Genomic DNA, 18,964 nt, shown 5'->3' with positions numbered 1-18,964 from the left:
ATGAGCGCGTTCGCCTCTCCCGATCCCCGCCCAACCGGCGCGCGCGATCCGCCTCGACGAGGCGCGGCCTTTCCGCGCCGGCTTCAGCAGACGCATGTTTTTTCAGGAGCGTCGGAACCCGTGACCCGCACCACGTCCGCCAGAACCCTGCCCGGGGCCTCGGCCCGCCCGACCGCACGCCATTCGACCGCGATCTGGCCCGCGGCCCTGCTTCTGCTCGGCCTCGGGGCCTGCAACCCGAAGCAGGCGACCGCGCCCACGCCGCCGGTGCCGGAGGTGGGCTTCGTCACGGTGACGCCGCAGGCGATTCCATACCTGCGCGACCTGCCGGGCCGGGTGGCGCCAATGCGTATCGCCGAAGTCCGGTCGCGGGTCTCGGGGCTCGTGGTCAAGCGCCTGTTCGAGCAGGGCAGCCAGGTCAAGGAAGGCGATATCCTCTACAAGATCGACCCGGCCCCCTACGAGGTCGAACTGGCGAGCGCGGAGGCGGCGCTCGCCCGCCAGGAGGCCGCCCTGGTGCTCGCCCGCCAGCAGGCCGACCGGCTCGAGCAGCTGCTGACCCGGGCGACCGCCAGCCAGGCGCAGTACGATGCCGCCTTCGCCGGCAAGAAGCAGGCGGAGGCCGAGGTCGCGGGCGCGAAGGCGACCCGCGACCGGGCGCAGCTCAACCTCGGCTGGACCGACGTGCGCGCGCCGATCACCGGCCGCATCGGCCGGGCGCTCCTCACCGAGGGGACGCTGATCGAACCGGGCTCCACCGGCGCGCTCGCCACGATCCAGCAGCTCGATCCGATCTACGTCGACATCACCCAGTCCGTGGGCGAGCTGAACCGCCTGCGCCGGGATCTTGCCAGCGGCGAGCTCGCGCGGCTGGAGGAGAACACCGCCAACGTCCACCTGATCATGGACGACGGCTCGCTCTATCCGCTGGCGGGTCGCCTGCTGTTCTCGGACGTTACCGCCGATCCGAGCACCGGCCAGGTGACCCTGCGGGTGCAGTTCCCAAACCCGCATGACGAGCTATTCCCCGGCATGTACGTCCGCGCCCGGATCAAGCAGGGCATCGATTCCGACGCGATCGCGGTGCCGCAGCAGGCGATCCAGCGCACCGACGACGGCCGCGCCGAGGTCTGGCTGGTCCGGGCCGACGACACGGTGATGCGCCAGCCCGTCGAAGTCGGGCCGGTGGTCGGGCAGAATTGGCTGATCCGTGACGGGCTCAAGGCCGGCGAGCGGGTCATCGTCGACGGCGTCCAGAAGATCACCGTGGGCGCGAAGGTGAAGCCTGTGGACCAGACTCCCGTCCACGGGGAGGCGGGCCCGCGGCACGACGCCGACGAGACCGCCGACAAGCCGGCCGACAAGGCGGAGACCGCGTCCCAAGCCGCGCCTCAAGCCGCCGCCCAGCACCGCTAGAGCCCGATCATGGCACGCTTCTTCATCGACCGGCCGGTCTTCGCCTGGGTGGTGGCCCTGTTCATCTGCCTCGGCGGCGCCCTGGCGATCCCGAACCTGCCGGTGGCGCAGTACCCGGTGATCGCGCCGCCCTCGATCGCCCTGTCCACGGCCTATCCCGGCGCCTCGGTGGAGAGCCTCTACGTCGGCACGACCCGGCTGATCGAGGACGAGCTGAACGGCGCGGCCAACATCATGAGCTTCGAGTCGACCACCGACTCGTTCGGCTCGGTCAACATCACGGCGACCTTCCTGCCCGGCACCGACCCGGCGCTCGCCTCCGTGGAGGTGCAGAACAGGCTCAAGCGCGTGGAAGCGCGCCTTCCGGCGGAAGTGCGCCAGCAGGGCATCCTGGTGGAGGAGGCCTCGGCCGCGACCCTCAACATCATCACCCTCGTGTCCAAGGACGGGTCGATGGACGAGGTCGGGCTCGGCGACTTCCTGATCCGCAACGTCATCAACGAGATCCGGCGCATCCCCGGGGTCGGGCGGGCGACCCTGTACTCCACCGAGCGCTCGCTGCGGGTCTGGGTCGATCCCGACAAGCTGCGCGGGCTCTCGCTCAGCGCCGAGGACGTGACCGAGGCGATCCGCAACCAGAACGTCCAGGTCGCCTCCGGGGCGGTCGGCGCGCAGCCGAGCCCGACCCGGCAGGCGGTGACCGTGCCGATCATCGTCAAGGGCCAGCTCGGCACCATCGAGGATTTCGGCGCGATCGTGCTGCGGGCCAACCCGGACGGCTCGAACGTCCGCCTGCGCGACGTGGCCCGGATCGAGCTCGGCGGCGACGCCTACCAGTTCTCCACGCGGCTGAACGGCGGGCCCGCCGCCGGCATCTCGGTGACCCTGGCCCCCGACGGCAACGCCCTTGAGACCGCCAAGGCGATCCGCGCCAAGATGGAGGAGCTGTCGCAGTTCTTCCCGCCGGACCTGAAGTGGGACATCCCGTACGACATCACCCCGGCCGTGAAGGCCTCGATCGAGAAGGTGCTGCACACCCTGGTCGAGGCGGTTGTGCTGGTGTTCCTGGTGATGTTCCTGTTCCTGCAGAACATCCGCTACACCCTGATCCCCACCATCGTCGTGCCGATCGCCCTGATGGGCACGGTGACGGTGATGTGGATCTCGGGCTTCTCGGTGAACGTGCTCACCATGTTCGGCATGGTGCTGGCCATCGGCATCCTGGTCGACGACGCCATCGTGGTGGTGGAGAACGTCGAGCGGATCATGAACGAGGAGGGTCTGCCCCCCAAGGAGGCCACCAAGAAGGCCATGGGGCAGATCACCGGGGCGATCATCGGCATCACCCTGGTGCTGATGGCCGTGTTCATCCCGATGGCGTTCTTCCCCGGCTCGGTGGGCATCATCTACCGGCAGTTCTCGATCGCGATGGTGACCTCCATCGCGTTCTCGGCGCTCCTCGCCCTGTCGCTGACGCCGGCCCTGTGCGCGACCTTCCTGAAGCCGGTGGCGAAGGGCCACGGCCACGCCAAGGGCGGCGTGTTCGGGATGTTCAACCGGTTCGTCGACCGCGAGACCACCCGCTACGGCCGCGGCACCGCGTGGTTCATCCGGAAATCCGGGCGTGTGATGCTGGTCTACCTCGCCCTGGTGGCGGGTACGGCCTACGCGTTCGTCAACCTGCCCGAGGGCTTCCTGCCCGTGGAGGACCAGGGCTTCTTCACGGTCGACATCCAGACGCCGCCGGGCGCCTCCTACAACCGCACCCAGGAGGCCAACCGAAGGGTCGAGGAGCACCTGCTGGCCCAGCCCGGCGTCGCCACCGTGACGATGCTCAACGGCTTCTCGTTCTCCGGCCAGGCCCCGAGCACCAGCCAGGCCTTCGTCACCCTCAAGCCCTGGGACGAGCGCGACGCCCAGAATTCGGCCGCCGCCCTGGTGGCCGGCACCAACGCGGCGCTGGCGAGCTACCGCGACGCCACGGTGGACGCGCAGGAACCGCCGCCGGTGGACAATCTCGGCAACGCGGCCGGTTTCTCGTTCCGCCTCCAGGACCGGGCCAACCGCGGCTACGCGGCCCTCCTGTCGGCCCAGGACCAGCTGCTCAAGCTCGCCCAGGCGAGCCCCGTCCTCCAGAAGGTGAAGATCGAGGGCCTGCCGCCGACCCCGCAGGCGGAGCTGGTGATCGACCGCGAGAAGGCCGCGGCGCTCGGCGTCAAGTTCGAGGACATCAACGCCACGATCCAGCTCAACCTCGGCTCGGTCTACACCAACGACTTCCCCAACCGGGGCAAGATGCAGCGCGTCTACGTGCAGGCCGAGCAACTCCAGCGCATGAACGCGTCCGACATCCTCAATTACGCGGTGAAAAACGCCGGCGGAACGATGGTGCCGATGTCCTCCTTCGCGGAGCTGAAATGGAGCATGGGGCCGAGCCAGATCGTCGGCTTCAACGGCTACCAGTCGGTGCGCTTCACCGGGGAGCCGAACCCCGGCTACACCTCGGGCGACGCGATCAACGAGATGGAGCGGCTGATGCTCCAGCTGCCCAAGGGCTTCGGCTACGCCTGGACCGGGCAATCGTACCAGGAGAAGCAGGCGGGCAGCCAGGCGAGCCTGCTGCTGGCGCTCTCGGTGCTGATCGTGTTCCTGTGCCTGGCCGCGCTCTACGAGAGCTGGGCGATCCCGGCCTCGGTGCTGCTGGTGATCCCGCTGGGCATGATCGGCGCGGTGGCGGCCGTGTTCTTACGCGGCATGCCCAACGACGTGTACTTCAAGATCGGGCTGATCACGATCATCGGCCTGTCGGCCAAGAACGCGATCCTGATCGTCGAGTTCGCGCGTGACCTCTGGAAGCCCGGGACCTCGGTGGTGAAGGCCGCCGTGGAGGCGTCCACGCTCCGGTTCCGGCCGATCGTGATGACCTCGCTCGCCTTCATCTTCGGCGTGGTGCCGCTGGCCATCGCCACCGGCGCCGCCTCGAAGAGCCAGCAGGCGATCGGCACCGGCGTGATGGGCGGCATGATCACCGCCACCGTGCTGGCGGTGTTCTTCGTGCCCGTCTTCTTCGTGGTGGTGATGCGCGCCTTCCGGAGGAAGGCGGTGGCAGAGGGCGAGGCGGGGCAGGCCGAGGCGGACCCCCGGCATCAGCCGACGCAGGCCGCCGCCGAATAAGGGCTATCGGCGACGATAGGGCGGGATGGGCGCCCTATCGTCACCGAGTTCTGCGACCGGGCCACTTCAAGCGGACCCGGCATCTTGTATACAGATGGTCCGAAGCTTGCTGAAGCCGCGGTGGACACCCACCGGGCCCGCCGGCCGGTGTTCAGTCCCACGGTTCCGGAGATCCGCTTGTCCCGACCTGCCCTGAAGACCCTCGTCCGCGGCGTGGCCGCGGGCGCGGTCGCGACCCTCGCGTTCGCCGCCCTGCCCGCCCAGGCCGCCAACGTGTTCCGCTTCGCCTTCCAGGGTGATCTCAAGTCGCTCGACCCCTATTCGCTGAAGGAGAGCTTCACCGAGGGCATGCATGCGGCGGCCTACGAATCGCTCGTCACCCTCGACAAGGATCTCAAATTCGCGCCCCAGCTCGCCGAATCCTGGGAGACGCCCGAGCCGACCCGCTGGCGCTTCCACCTGCGCAAGAACGTCAAGTTCCACGACGGCTCGCCCTTCACGGCCGACGACGTGATCTTCTCCGCGCAGCGCGTGCGCGCGCCGGGTTCGAACTTCCAGACCAACGTCCCCGCCGACGCCGAATTCGTGAAGGTCGACGACTCCACGGTCGACATGGTGCTGAAGAAGCCGAACCCCATCGCGATCTACCAGTTCTCGACCTGGTTCATCATGTCGAAGGCCTGGGCCGAGAAGAACGGCGTCACGCAGCCGACCCCGGGTAACGCCACGACCCCGAGCTACGCCACCCTGCACGAGAACGGCACCGGCCCGTTCGTGATCGCCGAGCACCAGCCCGGCGTGAAGACGGTGTTCAAGAAGTTTCCCGGCTACTGGGGCAAGGTCGAGTCGAACCTCGACGAGGCGGTGCTGACCACCATCGCCAATCCGGCGACCCGTGTCGCGGCGCTCCTGTCCGGCGAGGTCGACTGGATCGATCCCGTGCCGCTGCAGGACCAGCAGCGGGTCAATGCCAGCGGCACCGCCACCGTGATGGCGGGCCCCGAGCTGCGCACGATCTTCCTCGGCATGGACCAGGACCGGGACGAGCTGAAGGATTCGAGCGTCAAGGGCAAGAACCCGTTCAAGGACATCAAGGTGCGCGAGGCGTTCTACCTCGCCATCGACGAGGACACGATCGCCAAGCGGGTCATGCGCGGCCAGGCAGTGCCCTCCGCCCTGATGATCGCCCCGAGCCTCTACGCCCGCGGGGCCGAGTTCAAGCGCCCGGCCACCGACCTGAAGAAGGCCAAGGAGCTGATGGCCCAGGCGGGCTACCCGGACGGCTTCTCGCTCACCATGGACTGCCCCAACGACCGCTACGTCAACGACGAGGCGATCTGCCAGGCCGTGGTCTCGATGCTCGCCCGCATCAACGTCAAGGTGAACCTGAACGCGCAGCCGAAGGCGAAGTACTTCGCCAAGGTGCTGGCCCCGAACTACGACACCTCGTTCTACCTGCTCGGCTGGACGCCGTCGTCGCTCGACAGCCACAACATCCTCTACGAGATCGTCGGCTGCCGGAAGCCCGGCGACAAGTCCGGCCGCGGCGGCTGGAACCTCGCCGGCTACTGCGATCCGAAGATCGACGCGATCGCCGACAAGGTCGAGGGCGAGACCGACAAGACCCAGCGCGACGCGCTGATCAAGGAGGGCTTCGACGTCCTGAACGCCGACTGGGGCTATATCCCGCTGCACCAGCAGGCCCTGGCCTGGGGCGTCTCCAAGAAGGTCCACCTGACCCAGCGCGCCGACAACCTGCTGCTGCTCTATTGGGTGTCGAAAGACCCCTCGTAGGGGCCCGGCGTGCTCGCCTTCCTGCTCCGCCGAGTGATCCAGGCGGCCGCGGTGCTCGCGGTCGTCGGCCTCATCGCGTTCTCGATGTTCCGGTTCGCGGGCGACCCCGTGAACCAGATCGTCGGGCCCGACACCACCGTGGCCGAACGGGCCGAGATCCGCAAAGGCCTCGGCCTCGACGACCCGGTGCTGGTCCAGTTCGCCCGCTACGCCGGCAGCGTCGTGCGGGGGCAGTTCGGCATCTCCTACCAGTTCCGGCAGCCGGTCTCGCAGCTGCTCGCCGAGCGCATGCCGGCGACGCTGGAACTCGCTCTCTGCGCCACGATCTTCGCGCTGGTCGTCGGCGTGCTGATGGGGGTGTACTGCGCGCTCCGCCGCGACTCCTGGCTCGCCGGGCTGTTCCAGGCGGTCTCGCTCATCGGCATCAGCCTGCCGACCTTCCTGATCGGGATCCTGCTGATCTACCTGTTCTCGGTGACGCTCGGCTGGCTGCCGTCGTACGGGCGCGGCGACACGGTGCGGCTCGGGCTGTGGACCACCGGCTTCCTCACCGCGTCCGGGCTCAAGGCGCTGATCCTGCCCTCGGTCACGCTCGGATTGTTCCAGATGACGCTGATCATGCGGCTGGTGCGGGCCGAGATGCTGGAAGTCTTGCGCACCGACTACATCCGCTTCGCCCGGGCCCGGGGGCTCTCCACCCGGGCCGTGAACCTGCGTCACGCCCTCAAGAACACCCTCGTACCGGTGATCACCATCGCGGGCCTCCAGCTCGGCTCGGTCATCGCCTTCTCGATCATCACCGAGACGGTGTTCCAGTGGCCCGGCATGGGCCTGCTGTTCGTCCAGGCCGTGCAGAACGTCGATATCCCGATCATGTCCGCGTACCTGCTGCTCGTCGCGCTGATCTTCGTGACCATCAACCTCGTGGTCGACATCCTCTACACGGTGGTCGACCCGCGCCTGCGGCTGTCGTCCGGGCGGGCCACGTGAGGGACGACGACATGGGAACCCGCCGATGAGCGGACGCGACATCGACGCGGGCGACGCCCCGCCGGTCCCCCTGCAGGCGGCTTCGCCCTCCCGGCTCGCGCGCTGGCGCGACTCCGACCTGCTGGCGAGCTTCCTGCGGTCGAAGACCGCGGTGGCGGCGCTCGTCGCCACGGTGCTGATGGTCGGGCTCGCCTTCGCGTCCCCCCTGATCGCGCCGCAGAACCCTTACGATCCGGCCCAGCTCGACCTGATCAACTCCAACCTGCCGCCGATCTGGCAGGCAGACGGTCAGGCGCCGTACTATCTCGGCACCGACGATCAGGGCCGGGACGTGCTCTCGGCCGTGCTCTACGGCCTGCGCCTGTCGCTGATCGTCGGCGTGCTCGGGGTGATCACCTCGGGCGTGCTCGGCATCGCGCTGGGCCTCGTCGCCGGCTACGCGGGCGGCGCCCTCGACACGCTGATCATGCGCATCGCCGACGTTCAGCTCACCTTCCCGGCGATCCTGATCGCCCTGGTGGTGGACGGTGTCGCCAAGGCGACCTTTGGCAGCGCGCTGGATGTCGGGCCGCTGATCGGGCTCATCGTCGTCTCGATCGGCCTGTCGTTCTGGGTGCAGTACGCCCGGACCGTGCGCTCCTCCGTGATGGTCGAGAAGGGCAAGGACTACGTCCAGGCGGCACGGCTGATCGGACTGTCGTCCCCGGTGATCCTGGTGCGCCACGTGCTGCCGAACGTCACCGGCCCGGTCTTCGTCATCGCGACGATCAACCTCGCTCTGGCGATCATCACCGAGGCGACCCTGTCGTTCCTCGGCACCGGCCTGCCCGAGACCATGCCGTCGCTCGGCACCCTGATCCGCACCGGCAACCGGTTCCTGTTCTCGGGCGAGTGGTGGATCGTCGCCTTCCCGGGGCTGGCGCTCGCCGGTCTCGTCATCGCCATCAACCTCCTGGGGGATTGGCTGCGCGACGCGCTCAATCCGAAGCTGCAATAATGGTGATGGACCTGCGCGTTTCCCGGTCGGACACGGGCGCCTCTCCCTCCCCCCTCTGCGGAGGAGGGAGAGGCGCATGCCAGATCCGGAACGGGATAGGCGAACACAGCAGCTTCACGGGGAGGATCCGCGGGGGATGGTCCGTTAAGGGAGCCGCCACGCCATGACCGAGACCATCCTCTCCGTGCGCGACCTCACGGTCGCCTTCGACACCCGCCGCGGGCCGCTCACCGCCATCGACCGGGTCTCGTTCGACATCGGCCGCGGCGAGATCCTGGGGGTCGTCGGCGAGTCCGGGGCCGGCAAGTCGGTCACCGGCTCGGCGGTGATCGGGCTGATCGACCGGCCGGGCCGGATCGCGGGCGGCGAGATCTCCTTGCGCGGCGAACGCATCGACAACCTGTCGCCCGAAGCGATGCGCCGGGTGCGCGGACGCCGGATCGGCATGATCTTCCAGGACCCGCTGACTTCGCTGGACCCGCTGTTCCGGGTCGGCGACCAGATCGTCGAGACCCTGCGCACCCACACCGACCTGTCGGCGAAGGCGGCCCGCAGCCGGGCCATCGACCTCTTGGCCGAGGTCGGCATCCCGGCCCCCGAGCGGCGGATCGACGGCTACCCGCACGAGTTCTCCGGGGGCATGCGCCAGCGCGTGGTGATCGCGCTGGCCCTCGCCGCCGAGCCGGAGCTGATCATCGCCGACGAGCCGACCACGGCGCTGGACGTCTCGGTCCAGGCCCAGATCATCACCCTGCTCAAGCGCCTCTGCCGCGAGCACGGCACCGCGGTGATGCTGGTCACCCACGACATGGGGGTGATCGCCGAGGCCGCCGACCGGGTGGCGGTGATGTATGCCGGGCGCGTGGCCGAGATCGGCCCCGTCGCCTCGGTGATCGCCAAGCCGCACCACCCCTACGCGGTCGGCCTGATGGGCGCGATCCCGACCCTGTCGCAGGAGGCCAAAAGGCTGAGCCAGATCCCCGGATCGATGCCGCGGCTCACCGCCATCCCGCAGGGCTGCGCCTTCAACCCGCGCTGCCCGAAGGTGTTTGCGCGCTGCCGGGTCGAGCGGCCGGAGCCGCAGGCGGTGGAGGCGAGCCGGGTGGCCTGTCACCTGTACGATTCAGCGGAGCGAGCGGCGTGAGCGCCTACGTCGAGGTCACCGATCTGCGCCGCCAGTTCGACGTCTCGAAACCCTGGCTCAACCGGGTGATCGAGCGCGAGCCCCGGCGGCTCCTCACCGCGGTCGACCGGGTCGGCTTCGAGATCGCCAAGGGCGAGACCTTCGCGATCGTCGGCGAATCCGGGTCCGGCAAGTCGACGGTGGCCCGGATGGTGGTCGGTCTGCTGCCGCCCTCGGCGGGCGAGGTGCGCATTACCGGGATCTCGATGACCGATCCGCGCCAAGCCGCCGCGCGGCGGCGCCTGCGATCGCGCATCCAGATGATCTTCCAGGACCCCTACGCGTCCATGAACCCGCGCTGGCGCGTGGGCCGGATCATCGCGGAGCCGATCCGGGCGTTCAGCCTGATCCAGGGAGAGGCGGCGATCCGCGCCCGGGTCGGCGAGCTGCTGGGGCTGGTCGGCCTGCACCCGGACGACGCGCGGAAGTACCCGCATGAATTCTCCGGCGGCCAGCGCCAGCGGGTGGCGATCGCCCGGGCACTCGCCAGCCAGGCCGAGTTCCTGGTGGGCGACGAGCCGACCTCGGCGCTGGACGTCTCGGTGCAGGCGCAGATCCTCAACCTGATGCGCGACCTGCAGGACCGGCTCGGGCTGACCTACTTGTTCATCTCCCACAACCTGGCCGTGGTCCGCCACATGGCGACCCGGGTGGGCGTGATGTATCTCGGCCGGCTCGTGGAGGTCGCGGTCGCCCGGGACCTGTTCGCCACCCCGCGCCACCCCTACACGCGGATGCTGCTCGACGCGGTGCCCGACCTCGCGCATGTCGGCCGCGCCCGCGTGCCGGTCTCCGGGGAGATCCCGAACCCGATCGACCCGCCCCCCGGCTGCACCTTCAACCCGCGCTGCCCGCTGGCGAACGACCGCTGCCGCACCGAGGTGCCGGCCCTCCTCGACGGCGTCGCCTGCCACGCGGTGCAGGAGGGGCGCGCCTGAACGGCGGGAGGCTGGAAGGAGGCCTCCGATCCCGCGGACCCGAGCCGTTCGTGCGGACCACATCCTCGGCGGCGTCGAACGTTTCCGCCAGCGACCTTCCAGCTCAGCCCACGCGCGCCCCGGCAGGCAGGCCTGCTTTGTTCCAGCCGGCCGTCGCGAGACCGCCGCGGCGTCACCGCCGCCATCGTCCGGGCACGCAACGAGCCGAAGTCCTGAGCCAAGGACAAGGGAGGGGTCGGGGCAAACCCGGCTCGGACGGAGGTCTGTGCGAACCGCAGACCTATGGCGGATGGTAAGCGCGCGAGCCTTCCGGAACCTCGGATCTCTTCAGCGACGCGATTCGTGACCCTGCCCGTCCCGCCTCAGTTGTCGGCCGTCCGGAACGTGTCGCAGGCCTTGGTCTGGCCGCTCTTGTAGCCCGCGGTGAACCAGCGCTGGCGCTGGGCCGAGGAGCCGTGGGTGAAGGAATCCGGCACCACGTAGCCCTGCGAGCGCTTCTGGAGCGAATCGTCGCCGATCTGGGCGGCTGCGTTCAGGGCCTCGTCGATGTCGCCCTGTTCCAGCTCGGCGTATTTGTCGTTGGAATTCTTCGCCCAGACGCCGGCCAGGCAATCGGCCATCAGCTCGATCCGCACCGACAGGCCGTTCGCCTCGGTCTTGCTCGACGCCTGCTGCTGGCGCGCCTGGACCTTGCCGAGAATGCCGAGCACGTCCTGGACGTGGTGGCCGACCTCGTGGGCGACGACGTACGCGTAGGCGAAATCGCCCTTCACGCCGAACTTGCTCGCCATCTCCTTGAAGAAATTCGTGTCGAGATAGACCTTCTTGTCGAGCGGGCAGTAGAACGGCCCCATGGCGGCCTGAGCCGAGCCGCAGCCCGAGCGGGTGCCGCCGGTATAGAGCACCAAGGTCGTCGGGGTGTATTGCTTGCCGGTCTGCTGCGGCAGGATCTGGCTCCACACGTCCTCGGTATTGCCGAGGATCTTCGAGGCGAACTGTCCGCTCTCGTCGGTGGGGGCTTGGCGCCGCCGGGACTGCGTCTGCGGGTCGGCCTGCTGCTCCTGCTGGCCACCGCGGCCGCCGATCCGCTCGGCGCCACCGATCAGGATCGCCGGGTTTATGCCGGTGAAGTAGCTGATGATCAGCAGCACCACGATGGTGCCGATCCCGAGGCCGCCCGCGCCGCCGCCGGGGAAGCCCATGCCTCCGCCGCCCTCGCCGCGGCGATCCTCGACATTGTCGGAGCTGCGTAGATCTTCCCAGCGCATGGTCCCGCCATCGATGCCGCGGTTGATGGCCGCGCCGGCCATTTCCGGCAGGCGCGGTTCTGGCTCCGCATCGTCCTCGCCCGAAAGCCGGCGCTCGGAACGATGCTCTAATGACGTGAGGCAAGGCCCGGTTCCGCGCCCGGGGTCAAGCTGTCCCGTCGAGGAGCGTCCGCAGGGCGCGGAAGTCGCGCCAGGCGAGGCGCTTCTGCACCGGCTGGCGCAGCAGGAAGGCCGGGTGCAGCGTGGCCAGCAGCTTCGCCTCGCGGGTCGGCAACTTGTACGGGAACAGGCGGCCGCGGGTCCGCAGGATGCCGTCCTTGGTGCCGGTGAGCGTCTGGGTCGCGGGGGCGCCCAGGCAGACGATCACCTCCGGGTCGACCAGCTCGATCTGCCGCTCGACGAACGGCCGGCACACCGCCACCTCCTGGGGGGTCGGGTTGCGGTTGCCCGGGGGCCGCCAGGGCACGATGTTGCCGATATAGGCGCTGGTCCGGTCGAGGCCGATCGCCGCCATCATCTTGTCGAGGAGCTGACCCGAGCGGCCCATGAACGGTTTGCCGATCCGGTCCTCGTCGGCGCCGGGCGCCTCCCCGAGAAACATCACCCGCGCCCCTGGATTGCCGTCGGCGAAGACGAGGTTCTTGGCGGTGAAGCGCAGCGGGCAGGCGTCGAAATCCGCCAGGATCCGCGCCAGCTCGTCCAGGGTCCTGGCCTCCCGGGCCCGGGCGCGGGCATCGCTCGCGGCCTCGTCCGGCTGGGCGCTCGCCGCGCGCCCGAAGGTGCGCGGCTGGACAGGGGCCGCCGGCGGAGGCGATCCGGGGGGGGGCACGAGGCCAGCGGGCCGGGGCGCCGCCTCCGGGCGCGGGGCGGCCCGCAGGCTGGGGGCAGGCGCGGCGGCCTCGCCGAAGCGGTCATGCGGCCGCTCGTCGAGGACCGCGTCGGCACCGGCCTCCACATGGAAGTCGAGATAGGCGATCAGGTCCGCTTGCGCGTCGGTGGGGCTTGGCATGCAGATCGGCATGTGGGGTGGTCGACGCCTGTGGACAACTCTCGAAACCGCTTCGCCCGGCAAGGACTTGCGTGACCGAACGGCGGGCCCTGAACGAACCGCCGTCCCCTCGTCCCTCGCCCCCGGATGCGGCATAGGGGAGCTTTGCCCGGACTCTGGGCCCCGGCGGCTTGCCTTTCTAGCTTGGAATCGCTTGAGACGGCAGCAGGGATGCCGGCCCGCCGACGAATCGGGCACGCCGATAAGAAACAGGAGGCCGAGAATGGCGCTGCCCGAACGCGAGAGCATGGATTTCGACGTGGTCGTGGTCGGCGCCGGCCCGGCGGGGCTCGCCACCGCAATCCGCCTGAAGCAGCGGGCGGCCGAGATCGGCGAGGAGATCAGCGTCGTCGTCGTCGAGAAGGGCTCCGAGGTCGGCGCGCACATCCTGTCCGGCGCCGTGATCGACCCGAGCGGCCTCGACCGGCTCCTGCCCGAGTGGCGCACCGATCCGGAGCGGCCACTCAAGACGCTCGTCCAGCGCGACGAGTTCATGATGCTCACCAAGAACAGCGGCATCACCCTGCCGAACCTGTTCTTCCCGAAGCTCATGTCGAACCACGGCAACTTCGTCGGCTCGCTGTCGAACGTATGCAAATATCTGGGCGCCCAAGCCGAGACGCTGGGGGTCGAGATCTATCCGGGCTTTCCCGCCTCCGAGGTGCTCTACGACGAAAACGGCGCGGTGGCGGGCATCGCCACCGGCGACCTCGGGATCGGCAAGGCGGGCGAGCCCCGCGAGGATTATACCCGCGGCATGGAGCTGCGCGCCAAGTACACGGTGTTCGGCGAGGGCGCCCGCGGCAGCCTGACCAAGGGGCTGATCGGGCGCTTCGCGCTCAACCGGCACAGCGACCACTTCAAGTACGGACTCGGCGTGAAGGAGCTCTGGCAGCTGCCGGATTCCACCTTCGAGCCGGGGCTGGTGCGCCACACCATGGGCTGGCCGCTGCCGAACCGGGCAGGCGGCGGCTCCTGGCTCTACCATTTCGACGACAACCTGCTCTCGGTCGGCTTCGTCACGCACCTGAACTACGAGAACCCGACCCTGTCGCCGTTCGAGGAGTTCCAGCGCTTCAAGACCCATCCGATGATCGCCGAGACTTTCGTGGGCGCCAAGCGCATCGGCTACGGCGCCCGGGCGATCATGGAGGGCGGCTGGCAATCGGTGCCGAAGCTGGTCTTCCCGGGGGGATGCCTGGTCGGCTGCTCGGCGGGCTTCGTCAACGTGCCGCGGATCAAGGGCTCGCACAACGCGGTCCTGTCCGGGATGCAGGCGGCCGACGCCATCGCGGAGGCCCTGAAGGCCGGCCGCGCCGGCGACGAGCTCACCGCCTACGAGGCCGGCTGGCGCGACAGCCCGATCGGGCAGGACCTGAAGGCGGTGCGCAACGTCAAGCCGCTCTGGTCGAAGTACGGCACGCTGCTGGGCGTCGGCCTCGGCGGGATCGACATGTGGGCGACCAGCCTGCTCGGCGCCTCGCCGTTCGGGACGCTCTCCCACGGCAAGCCGGACCATGCCTGCCTCAAGCCGCTCTCCGAGGTGACGCCGATCGTCTACCCGAAGCCGGACGGCAGGCTGACCTTCGACCGGCTCTCCTCGGTCTATCTCTCGAACACCAACCACGAGGAGGACCAGCCGCCGCACCTGAAGGTCCGCGACCCGGAACTCCAGAAGCGCTCCGAGCACGACGTGTTCGGCGGCCCCTCATCCCGCTACTGCCCGGCCGGGGTCTACGAATGGGTCGAGGACGCCGCCGCCAGCGACGGCGTGCGCTACCAGATCAACGCGCAGAACTGCGTCCACTGCAAGACTTGCGACATCAAGGACCCCAACCAGAACATCGACTGGGTCACCCCGGAAGGTCCGGGCGGCCCGAACTACCCGAACATGTGAGGCGACCCGGCCGGGCGGGAACGGGGCCGCGCCATCCTTTCGCCTTGCAGGGCTGGCGGGATGCGTTCAGTGTCCCGGCGTTCTCCGGGGACGCCCCGCCATTCTCGCGCCCGGCCCCTGGCGGGCCGGCGCCCAGGAGCCGCGATCGGTTCATGATGACATCACGCGCCCGCCGCAGCGCCTCGGCGCTCGCCCTGCTGCTCGCCGCCGGGCTGCCGCAGACCGCGCTCGCCGCCCAGCCGCGGGAATCGACCCCGGTGCTGGACTACGAGCCCGCGGATTCGCTGGAGGGCAACTTCCTCTCGGCCTACATCGCGGTCGCCTCCCGGGACACGGCGGCGGCGGCGAGCTTCTACCGCGAGGCGGTCAAGGCCGACCCGCGCAATGCCGAGCTGGTCGAGCGCGCCTTCATCTCGCTGCTCGCCGACGGCGCCCTGCCCGACGCGTTCCGCGCCGCCGAAAAACTCATCGCGCGCGATCCCACCAACGGGCTCGCCAACCTCTCCCTCGGGGTGCGCCAGATCAAGGCCGGCCAGTGGGCCGCCGCCCGCCAGAACCTGTCCCGCAGCGGACGCGGGGCCGCCACCGACCTGACCGCGACGCTGCTCACCGCCTGGTCCTACGCGGGAGCGGGCGACGGCAAGAAGGCGCTGGAGACGGTCAACAAGCTCCGGGGCGAGCGCTCCTACAACACCTTCCGGGACTACCATGCCGGCCTGATCGCCGCGGTGACCGGCGACAACGCCGAGGCCGAGCGGCGTCTCAAGGCCGCCTACGAGGCCGACCGCAACACCCTGCGCATCGTCGACGCCTACGCCCGCCTTGAGGCCAGCCTCGGCCGGACCGACCTGGCGATCCAGGCCTATTCCGACTTCGACCAGCTCTCGCCCCGCCATCCGCTGGTGCGCGACGCCCTGGACAAGCTCAAGGATGGCAAGCCGCTCGCGCGGCTGATCGGCAACGCCCAGGAGGGCGCCGCCGAGGTGCTGTACGGGCTGGGCGCCGCGAGTTCGACGCAAGGGGACGAGCTGCCCGCGGTGATCTACCTGCGGCTGGCGCTCTACTTCGCCCCGGACCACGCCCTCGCCCGGCTGACGCTCGCCGACACCCTCGACCGGATGAAGCAGCCCGAGCGCGCCAACGAGGCCTACGCGCAGATCCCCGCGACCTCGCCGCTCAAGCTCAACGCCGACATCCAGATCGGCCTGAACCTCGAGCAGATGGGCAAGAGCGACGAGGCTCTGGCCCATCTCGACGCCGCCATGAAGGCCCACCCGGACGACATCGACGTGATCACCGCGCTCGGCAACGTCCAGCGCGCCCGCAAGAAGTACGAGGAGGCGGCGGCGACCTACAGCCGCGCGATCGAGCTGATCGGAAACCGGCCGCTGGCGAACTACTGGACGACGTTCTACTTCCGCGGCACGGCCTACGAGCGCGCCAAGCAATGGCCGAAGGCGGAGGCCGACCTGAAAAAGGCGCTCTCCCTGGTGCCGGACGGCCAGCCGGCCGCCAAGGCGCAGGTGATGAACTACCTCGGCTATTCCTGGGTCGACCAGAAGATCAACATCGACGAGGCGTTCAAGCTGCTGCAGCAGGCCGCCGACGCCAGCCCCCGCGACGGCATGATCGTCGACAGCTTGGGGTGGGCCTATTACCGCCTCGGCCGCTGGGACGATGCGGTGCGCGAGCTTGAGAAGGCGATCGAGCTCAAGCCCGGCGATCCCACCATCAACGACCACCTGGGCGACGCCTACTGGCGCGCGGGCCGGCGCCTCGAAGGCAAGTTCCAGTGGCAGCACGCCAAGGACCTGAACCCCGAGCCGGACGACCTCGTGCAGATCAACGAGAAGCTCAAGGACGGCCTGCCGGACACCGAGAAGCCCACCGCCACCGCCGAGACCACACCGGCCCCGGTCGCCGCCCCGCACAACGCCGAGAACCCGGAGCTGCCCAAGGGGGCGCCCCAGCCGCACGAGGCGCCGGGTGCCGCCGACAAGGCCAAGAAGTCGGGGGGGTGAGCCGCCCTCCGAGCTCTAACCCCTCGGCCGAGCAGGGCGAGGCGGGCGAGGGACAGCGCGACGGGTCAGAACAGGACCCCCGTCGCGACCGGTCCGGACACGGTGCGTCCCGCTCCCAACCCTCCTTCGGGGCCCCCTGCCTCGCAGCGGGGGAAGGGACGCACCGTTTCCCGGGTAGCAAGAGTATTTTGTCGGCCAGCTCATAAAAATCGACGCGCTTTTCCGCCCGCTTTGACGCACAGTGCGCCGCCGCTCGTCGGGCAGCCTCGCCACGCCCCGGCTGCGCAAGGAACCCGCACGGCGAATCGAACCCGCACGGCAACAGCCGGCGGGCGGGCGCCGTGCCCGCGAGCCAGGGAGGAAGGCCCATGCCGTCAGATATCGAGATCGCCCGTGCCGCGACCCTGAAGCCGATCGCCCAGGTCGCCGAGAAGCTCGGCATCCCGGATGCGGCGCTCCACAATTACGGGAAGCACATCGCCAAGCTCGACCACGGCTACATCGCCGGGCTGGAGAGCCGGAACCCCGGCAAGCTCGTGCTGGTGACCGCGATCTCGCCGACCCCGGCGGGCGAGGGCAAGACCACCACCACGGTGGGCCTGGGCGATGCGCTGAACCGCATCGGCGAGAAGACCATGATCTGCCTGCGCGAGCCGTCGCTCGGACCCTGCTTCGGCATGAAGGGCGGCGCGGCCGGCGGCGGCAAGGCGCAGGTCGTGCCGATGGAGCAGATCAACCTGCACTTCACCGGCGACTTCCACGCCATCACGTCGGCCCACAGCCTCGCGGCGGCGCTGATCGACAACCACGTCTACTGGGCCAACGAGCTCAACATCGACGTGCGCCGCATCCATTGGCGCCGCGTCGTCGACATGAACGACCGGGCGCTGCGCCAGATCACCCAATCGCTCGGCGGCGTCGCCAACGGCTTCCCCCGGGAAGACGGGTTCGACATCACGGTGGCCTCCGAGGTGATGGCGGTGTTCTGCCTCGCGCGTGACCTCGCCGACCTCGAGGAGCGCCTCGGCCGGATCGTCATCGCCGAGACCCGCGACCGCAAGCTCGTCACGCTCAAGGACGTGAAGGCCACGGGCGCCATGACGGTGCTGCTCAAGGACGCCCTGCAGCCGAACCTGGTGCAGACGCTCGAGGGCAATCCGGCGCTGATCCATGGCGGCCCGTTCGCCAACATCGCCCATGGCTGCAACTCGGTGATCGCCACCCGGGCCGGCCTGCGGCTGGCCGACTACACCGTGACGGAGGCCGGGTTCGGCGCCGATCTCGGTGCGGAGAAGTTCCTGGACATCAAGTGCCGGCAGGCCGGCCTGACCCCCTCGGCGGTCGTGGTGGTGGCCACGATCCGGGCGCTCAAGATGCACGGCGGCGTCGACAAGAAGAGCCTCGGGGCCGAGAATATCGGCGCCCTGGAGAAGGGCTTCGCCAACCTCGCGCGGCACGTCACCAACCTGCGCGGCTTCGGCCTGCCCGTGGTGGTGGGGGTCAACCACTTCCACGCCGATACGGATGCCGAGCATGCCCGGCTCAAGGAGCTGTGCCGCGAGCGGCTCGACGTCGAGGCGATCACCTGCCGCCACTGGGCGGAGGGCGGGGCCGGCGCCGAGGAACTCGCCCGCGCCGTGGTGAAGCTCGCCGCCGCCGAGCCCGCGCCGATCCGCCACGCCTACGAGACCGAGGCGCCGCTCGCCGAGAAGATCCGGGCGATCGCCACCAAGCTGTACGGCGCCGCCGATATCCAGATCGAGACCAAGGCGGCCGGAAAGCTCGCCACCTTCGAGAAGGACGGCTACGGCCACCTGCCGATCTGCATGGCCAAGACCCAGTACTCGTTCTCCACCGACCCGAGCCTGATGGGCGCCCCCGAGGGCCACATCGTGGGGGTGCGCGACGTCCGGCTCTCGGCGGGTGCCGGTTTCGTGGTGGCGATCTGCGGGGAGATCATGACCATGCCGGGCCTGCCCCGGGTGCCCGCCGCCGACACGATCCGCCTGGATTCCGACGGGCAGATCGACGGGTTGTTCTGAGGGCGCGCGAGCGCGCTTTCCCGCGGTGGGGGAGGGCCCTCGCATAGGGAAGGCCGCGTCGCCCGAGGGTCTTGGACGTTGCACGGACGTCCAGGCCTCCACCCGTTCATTCCGGGGCCGCAAAGCGGAGCCCCGGAATGACAATGTGATTTATCGAGCGACCACCCGCATCGCGGGCAGACGACAGGTCTGAGAG

The 18,964-nt window shown here is 69.5% G+C and carries 12 protein-coding genes; 10 read left to right on the top strand and 2 right to left on the bottom strand.

Annotated elements, in window-relative coordinates:
- Positions 1-120 precede the first annotated feature (120 nt).
- The 7 genes from Q8W67_RS10840 to Q8W67_RS10810 all read left to right on the top strand — a co-directional run bounded on the left by Q8W67_RS10840 (position 121) and on the right by Q8W67_RS10810 (position 10,492).
- Positions 121-1,416 carry an efflux RND transporter periplasmic adaptor subunit gene (locus tag Q8W67_RS10840; protein ID WP_370693854.1) on the top strand — a complete coding sequence of 432 codons (1,296 nt, stop codon included), beginning with the start codon at positions 121-123 and terminating at the stop codon, positions 1,414-1,416.
- A gap of 9 nt (positions 1,417-1,425) precedes the next feature.
- Complete coding sequence (locus Q8W67_RS10835; RefSeq protein WP_305545024.1) at positions 1,426-4,590, top strand: multidrug efflux RND transporter permease subunit; 3,165 nt, start codon at positions 1,426-1,428, stop codon at positions 4,588-4,590.
- Positions 4,591-4,767: 177 nt separating this feature from the next.
- Complete coding sequence (locus Q8W67_RS10830) at positions 4,768-6,384, top strand: ABC transporter substrate-binding protein (protein ID WP_305545022.1); 1,617 nt, start codon at positions 4,768-4,770, stop codon at positions 6,382-6,384.
- Positions 6,385-6,393: 9 nt separating this feature from the next.
- Complete coding sequence (locus Q8W67_RS10825; protein ID WP_305545019.1) at positions 6,394-7,374, top strand: ABC transporter permease; 981 nt, start codon at positions 6,394-6,396, stop codon at positions 7,372-7,374.
- A 25-nt stretch (positions 7,375-7,399) separates the two neighbouring features.
- Entirely contained in the window at positions 7,400-8,371 is a 972-nt protein-coding gene (locus Q8W67_RS10820) for an ABC transporter permease (RefSeq protein ID WP_305545016.1), read from the top strand.
- A gap of 163 nt (positions 8,372-8,534) precedes the next feature.
- Positions 8,535-9,515 (top strand): ABC transporter ATP-binding protein, encoded by a 981-nt coding sequence (locus tag Q8W67_RS10815; protein ID WP_305545014.1) that lies wholly within the window; start codon positions 8,535-8,537, stop codon positions 9,513-9,515.
- Positions 9,512-10,492 (top strand): ABC transporter ATP-binding protein, encoded by a 981-nt coding sequence (locus tag Q8W67_RS10810; protein ID WP_305545010.1) that lies wholly within the window; start codon positions 9,512-9,514, stop codon positions 10,490-10,492. The genes Q8W67_RS10815 and Q8W67_RS10810 overlap by 4 nt, the downstream gene beginning before the upstream one ends.
- Positions 10,493-10,854: 362 nt before the next feature.
- On the opposite strand, the gene Q8W67_RS10805 is transcribed toward Q8W67_RS10810, so the two are convergent.
- A complete protein-coding gene (locus Q8W67_RS10805; protein WP_305545007.1) occupies positions 10,855-11,760 on the bottom strand; it encodes a neutral zinc metallopeptidase in 906 nt (301 codons plus the stop codon).
- A 145-nt stretch (positions 11,761-11,905) separates the two neighbouring features.
- Complete coding sequence (locus Q8W67_RS10800; RefSeq protein WP_305545004.1) at positions 11,906-12,769, bottom strand: uracil-DNA glycosylase family protein; 864 nt, start codon at positions 12,767-12,769, stop codon at positions 11,906-11,908.
- 262 nt (positions 12,770-13,031) lie between these two features.
- Here Q8W67_RS10800 and Q8W67_RS10795 point away from each other — a divergent pair, with 262 nt between their 5' ends.
- The 3 genes from Q8W67_RS10795 to Q8W67_RS10785 all read left to right on the top strand — a co-directional run bounded on the left by Q8W67_RS10795 (position 13,032) and on the right by Q8W67_RS10785 (position 18,768).
- Entirely contained in the window at positions 13,032-14,705 is a 1,674-nt protein-coding gene (locus Q8W67_RS10795; protein ID WP_305544999.1) for an electron transfer flavoprotein-ubiquinone oxidoreductase, read from the top strand.
- Positions 14,706-14,857: 152 nt separating this feature from the next.
- Positions 14,858-16,726 carry a tetratricopeptide repeat protein gene (locus tag Q8W67_RS10790; protein ID WP_305544997.1) on the top strand — a complete coding sequence of 623 codons (1,869 nt, stop codon included), beginning with the start codon at positions 14,858-14,860 and terminating at the stop codon, positions 16,724-16,726.
- A gap of 368 nt (positions 16,727-17,094) precedes the next feature.
- Positions 17,095-18,768, top strand: coding sequence for a formate--tetrahydrofolate ligase (locus Q8W67_RS10785; RefSeq protein ID WP_305544994.1), 1,674 nt, complete (start codon positions 17,095-17,097; stop codon positions 18,766-18,768).
- Positions 18,769-18,964 lie beyond the last annotated feature (196 nt).

This window comes from Methylobacterium sp. NEAU K (genome assembly GCF_030700285.1).
Taxonomy (GTDB): Bacteria; Pseudomonadota; Alphaproteobacteria; order Rhizobiales; family Beijerinckiaceae; genus Methylobacterium.
This window is presented reverse-complemented; position numbering and strand designations above follow the sequence as displayed.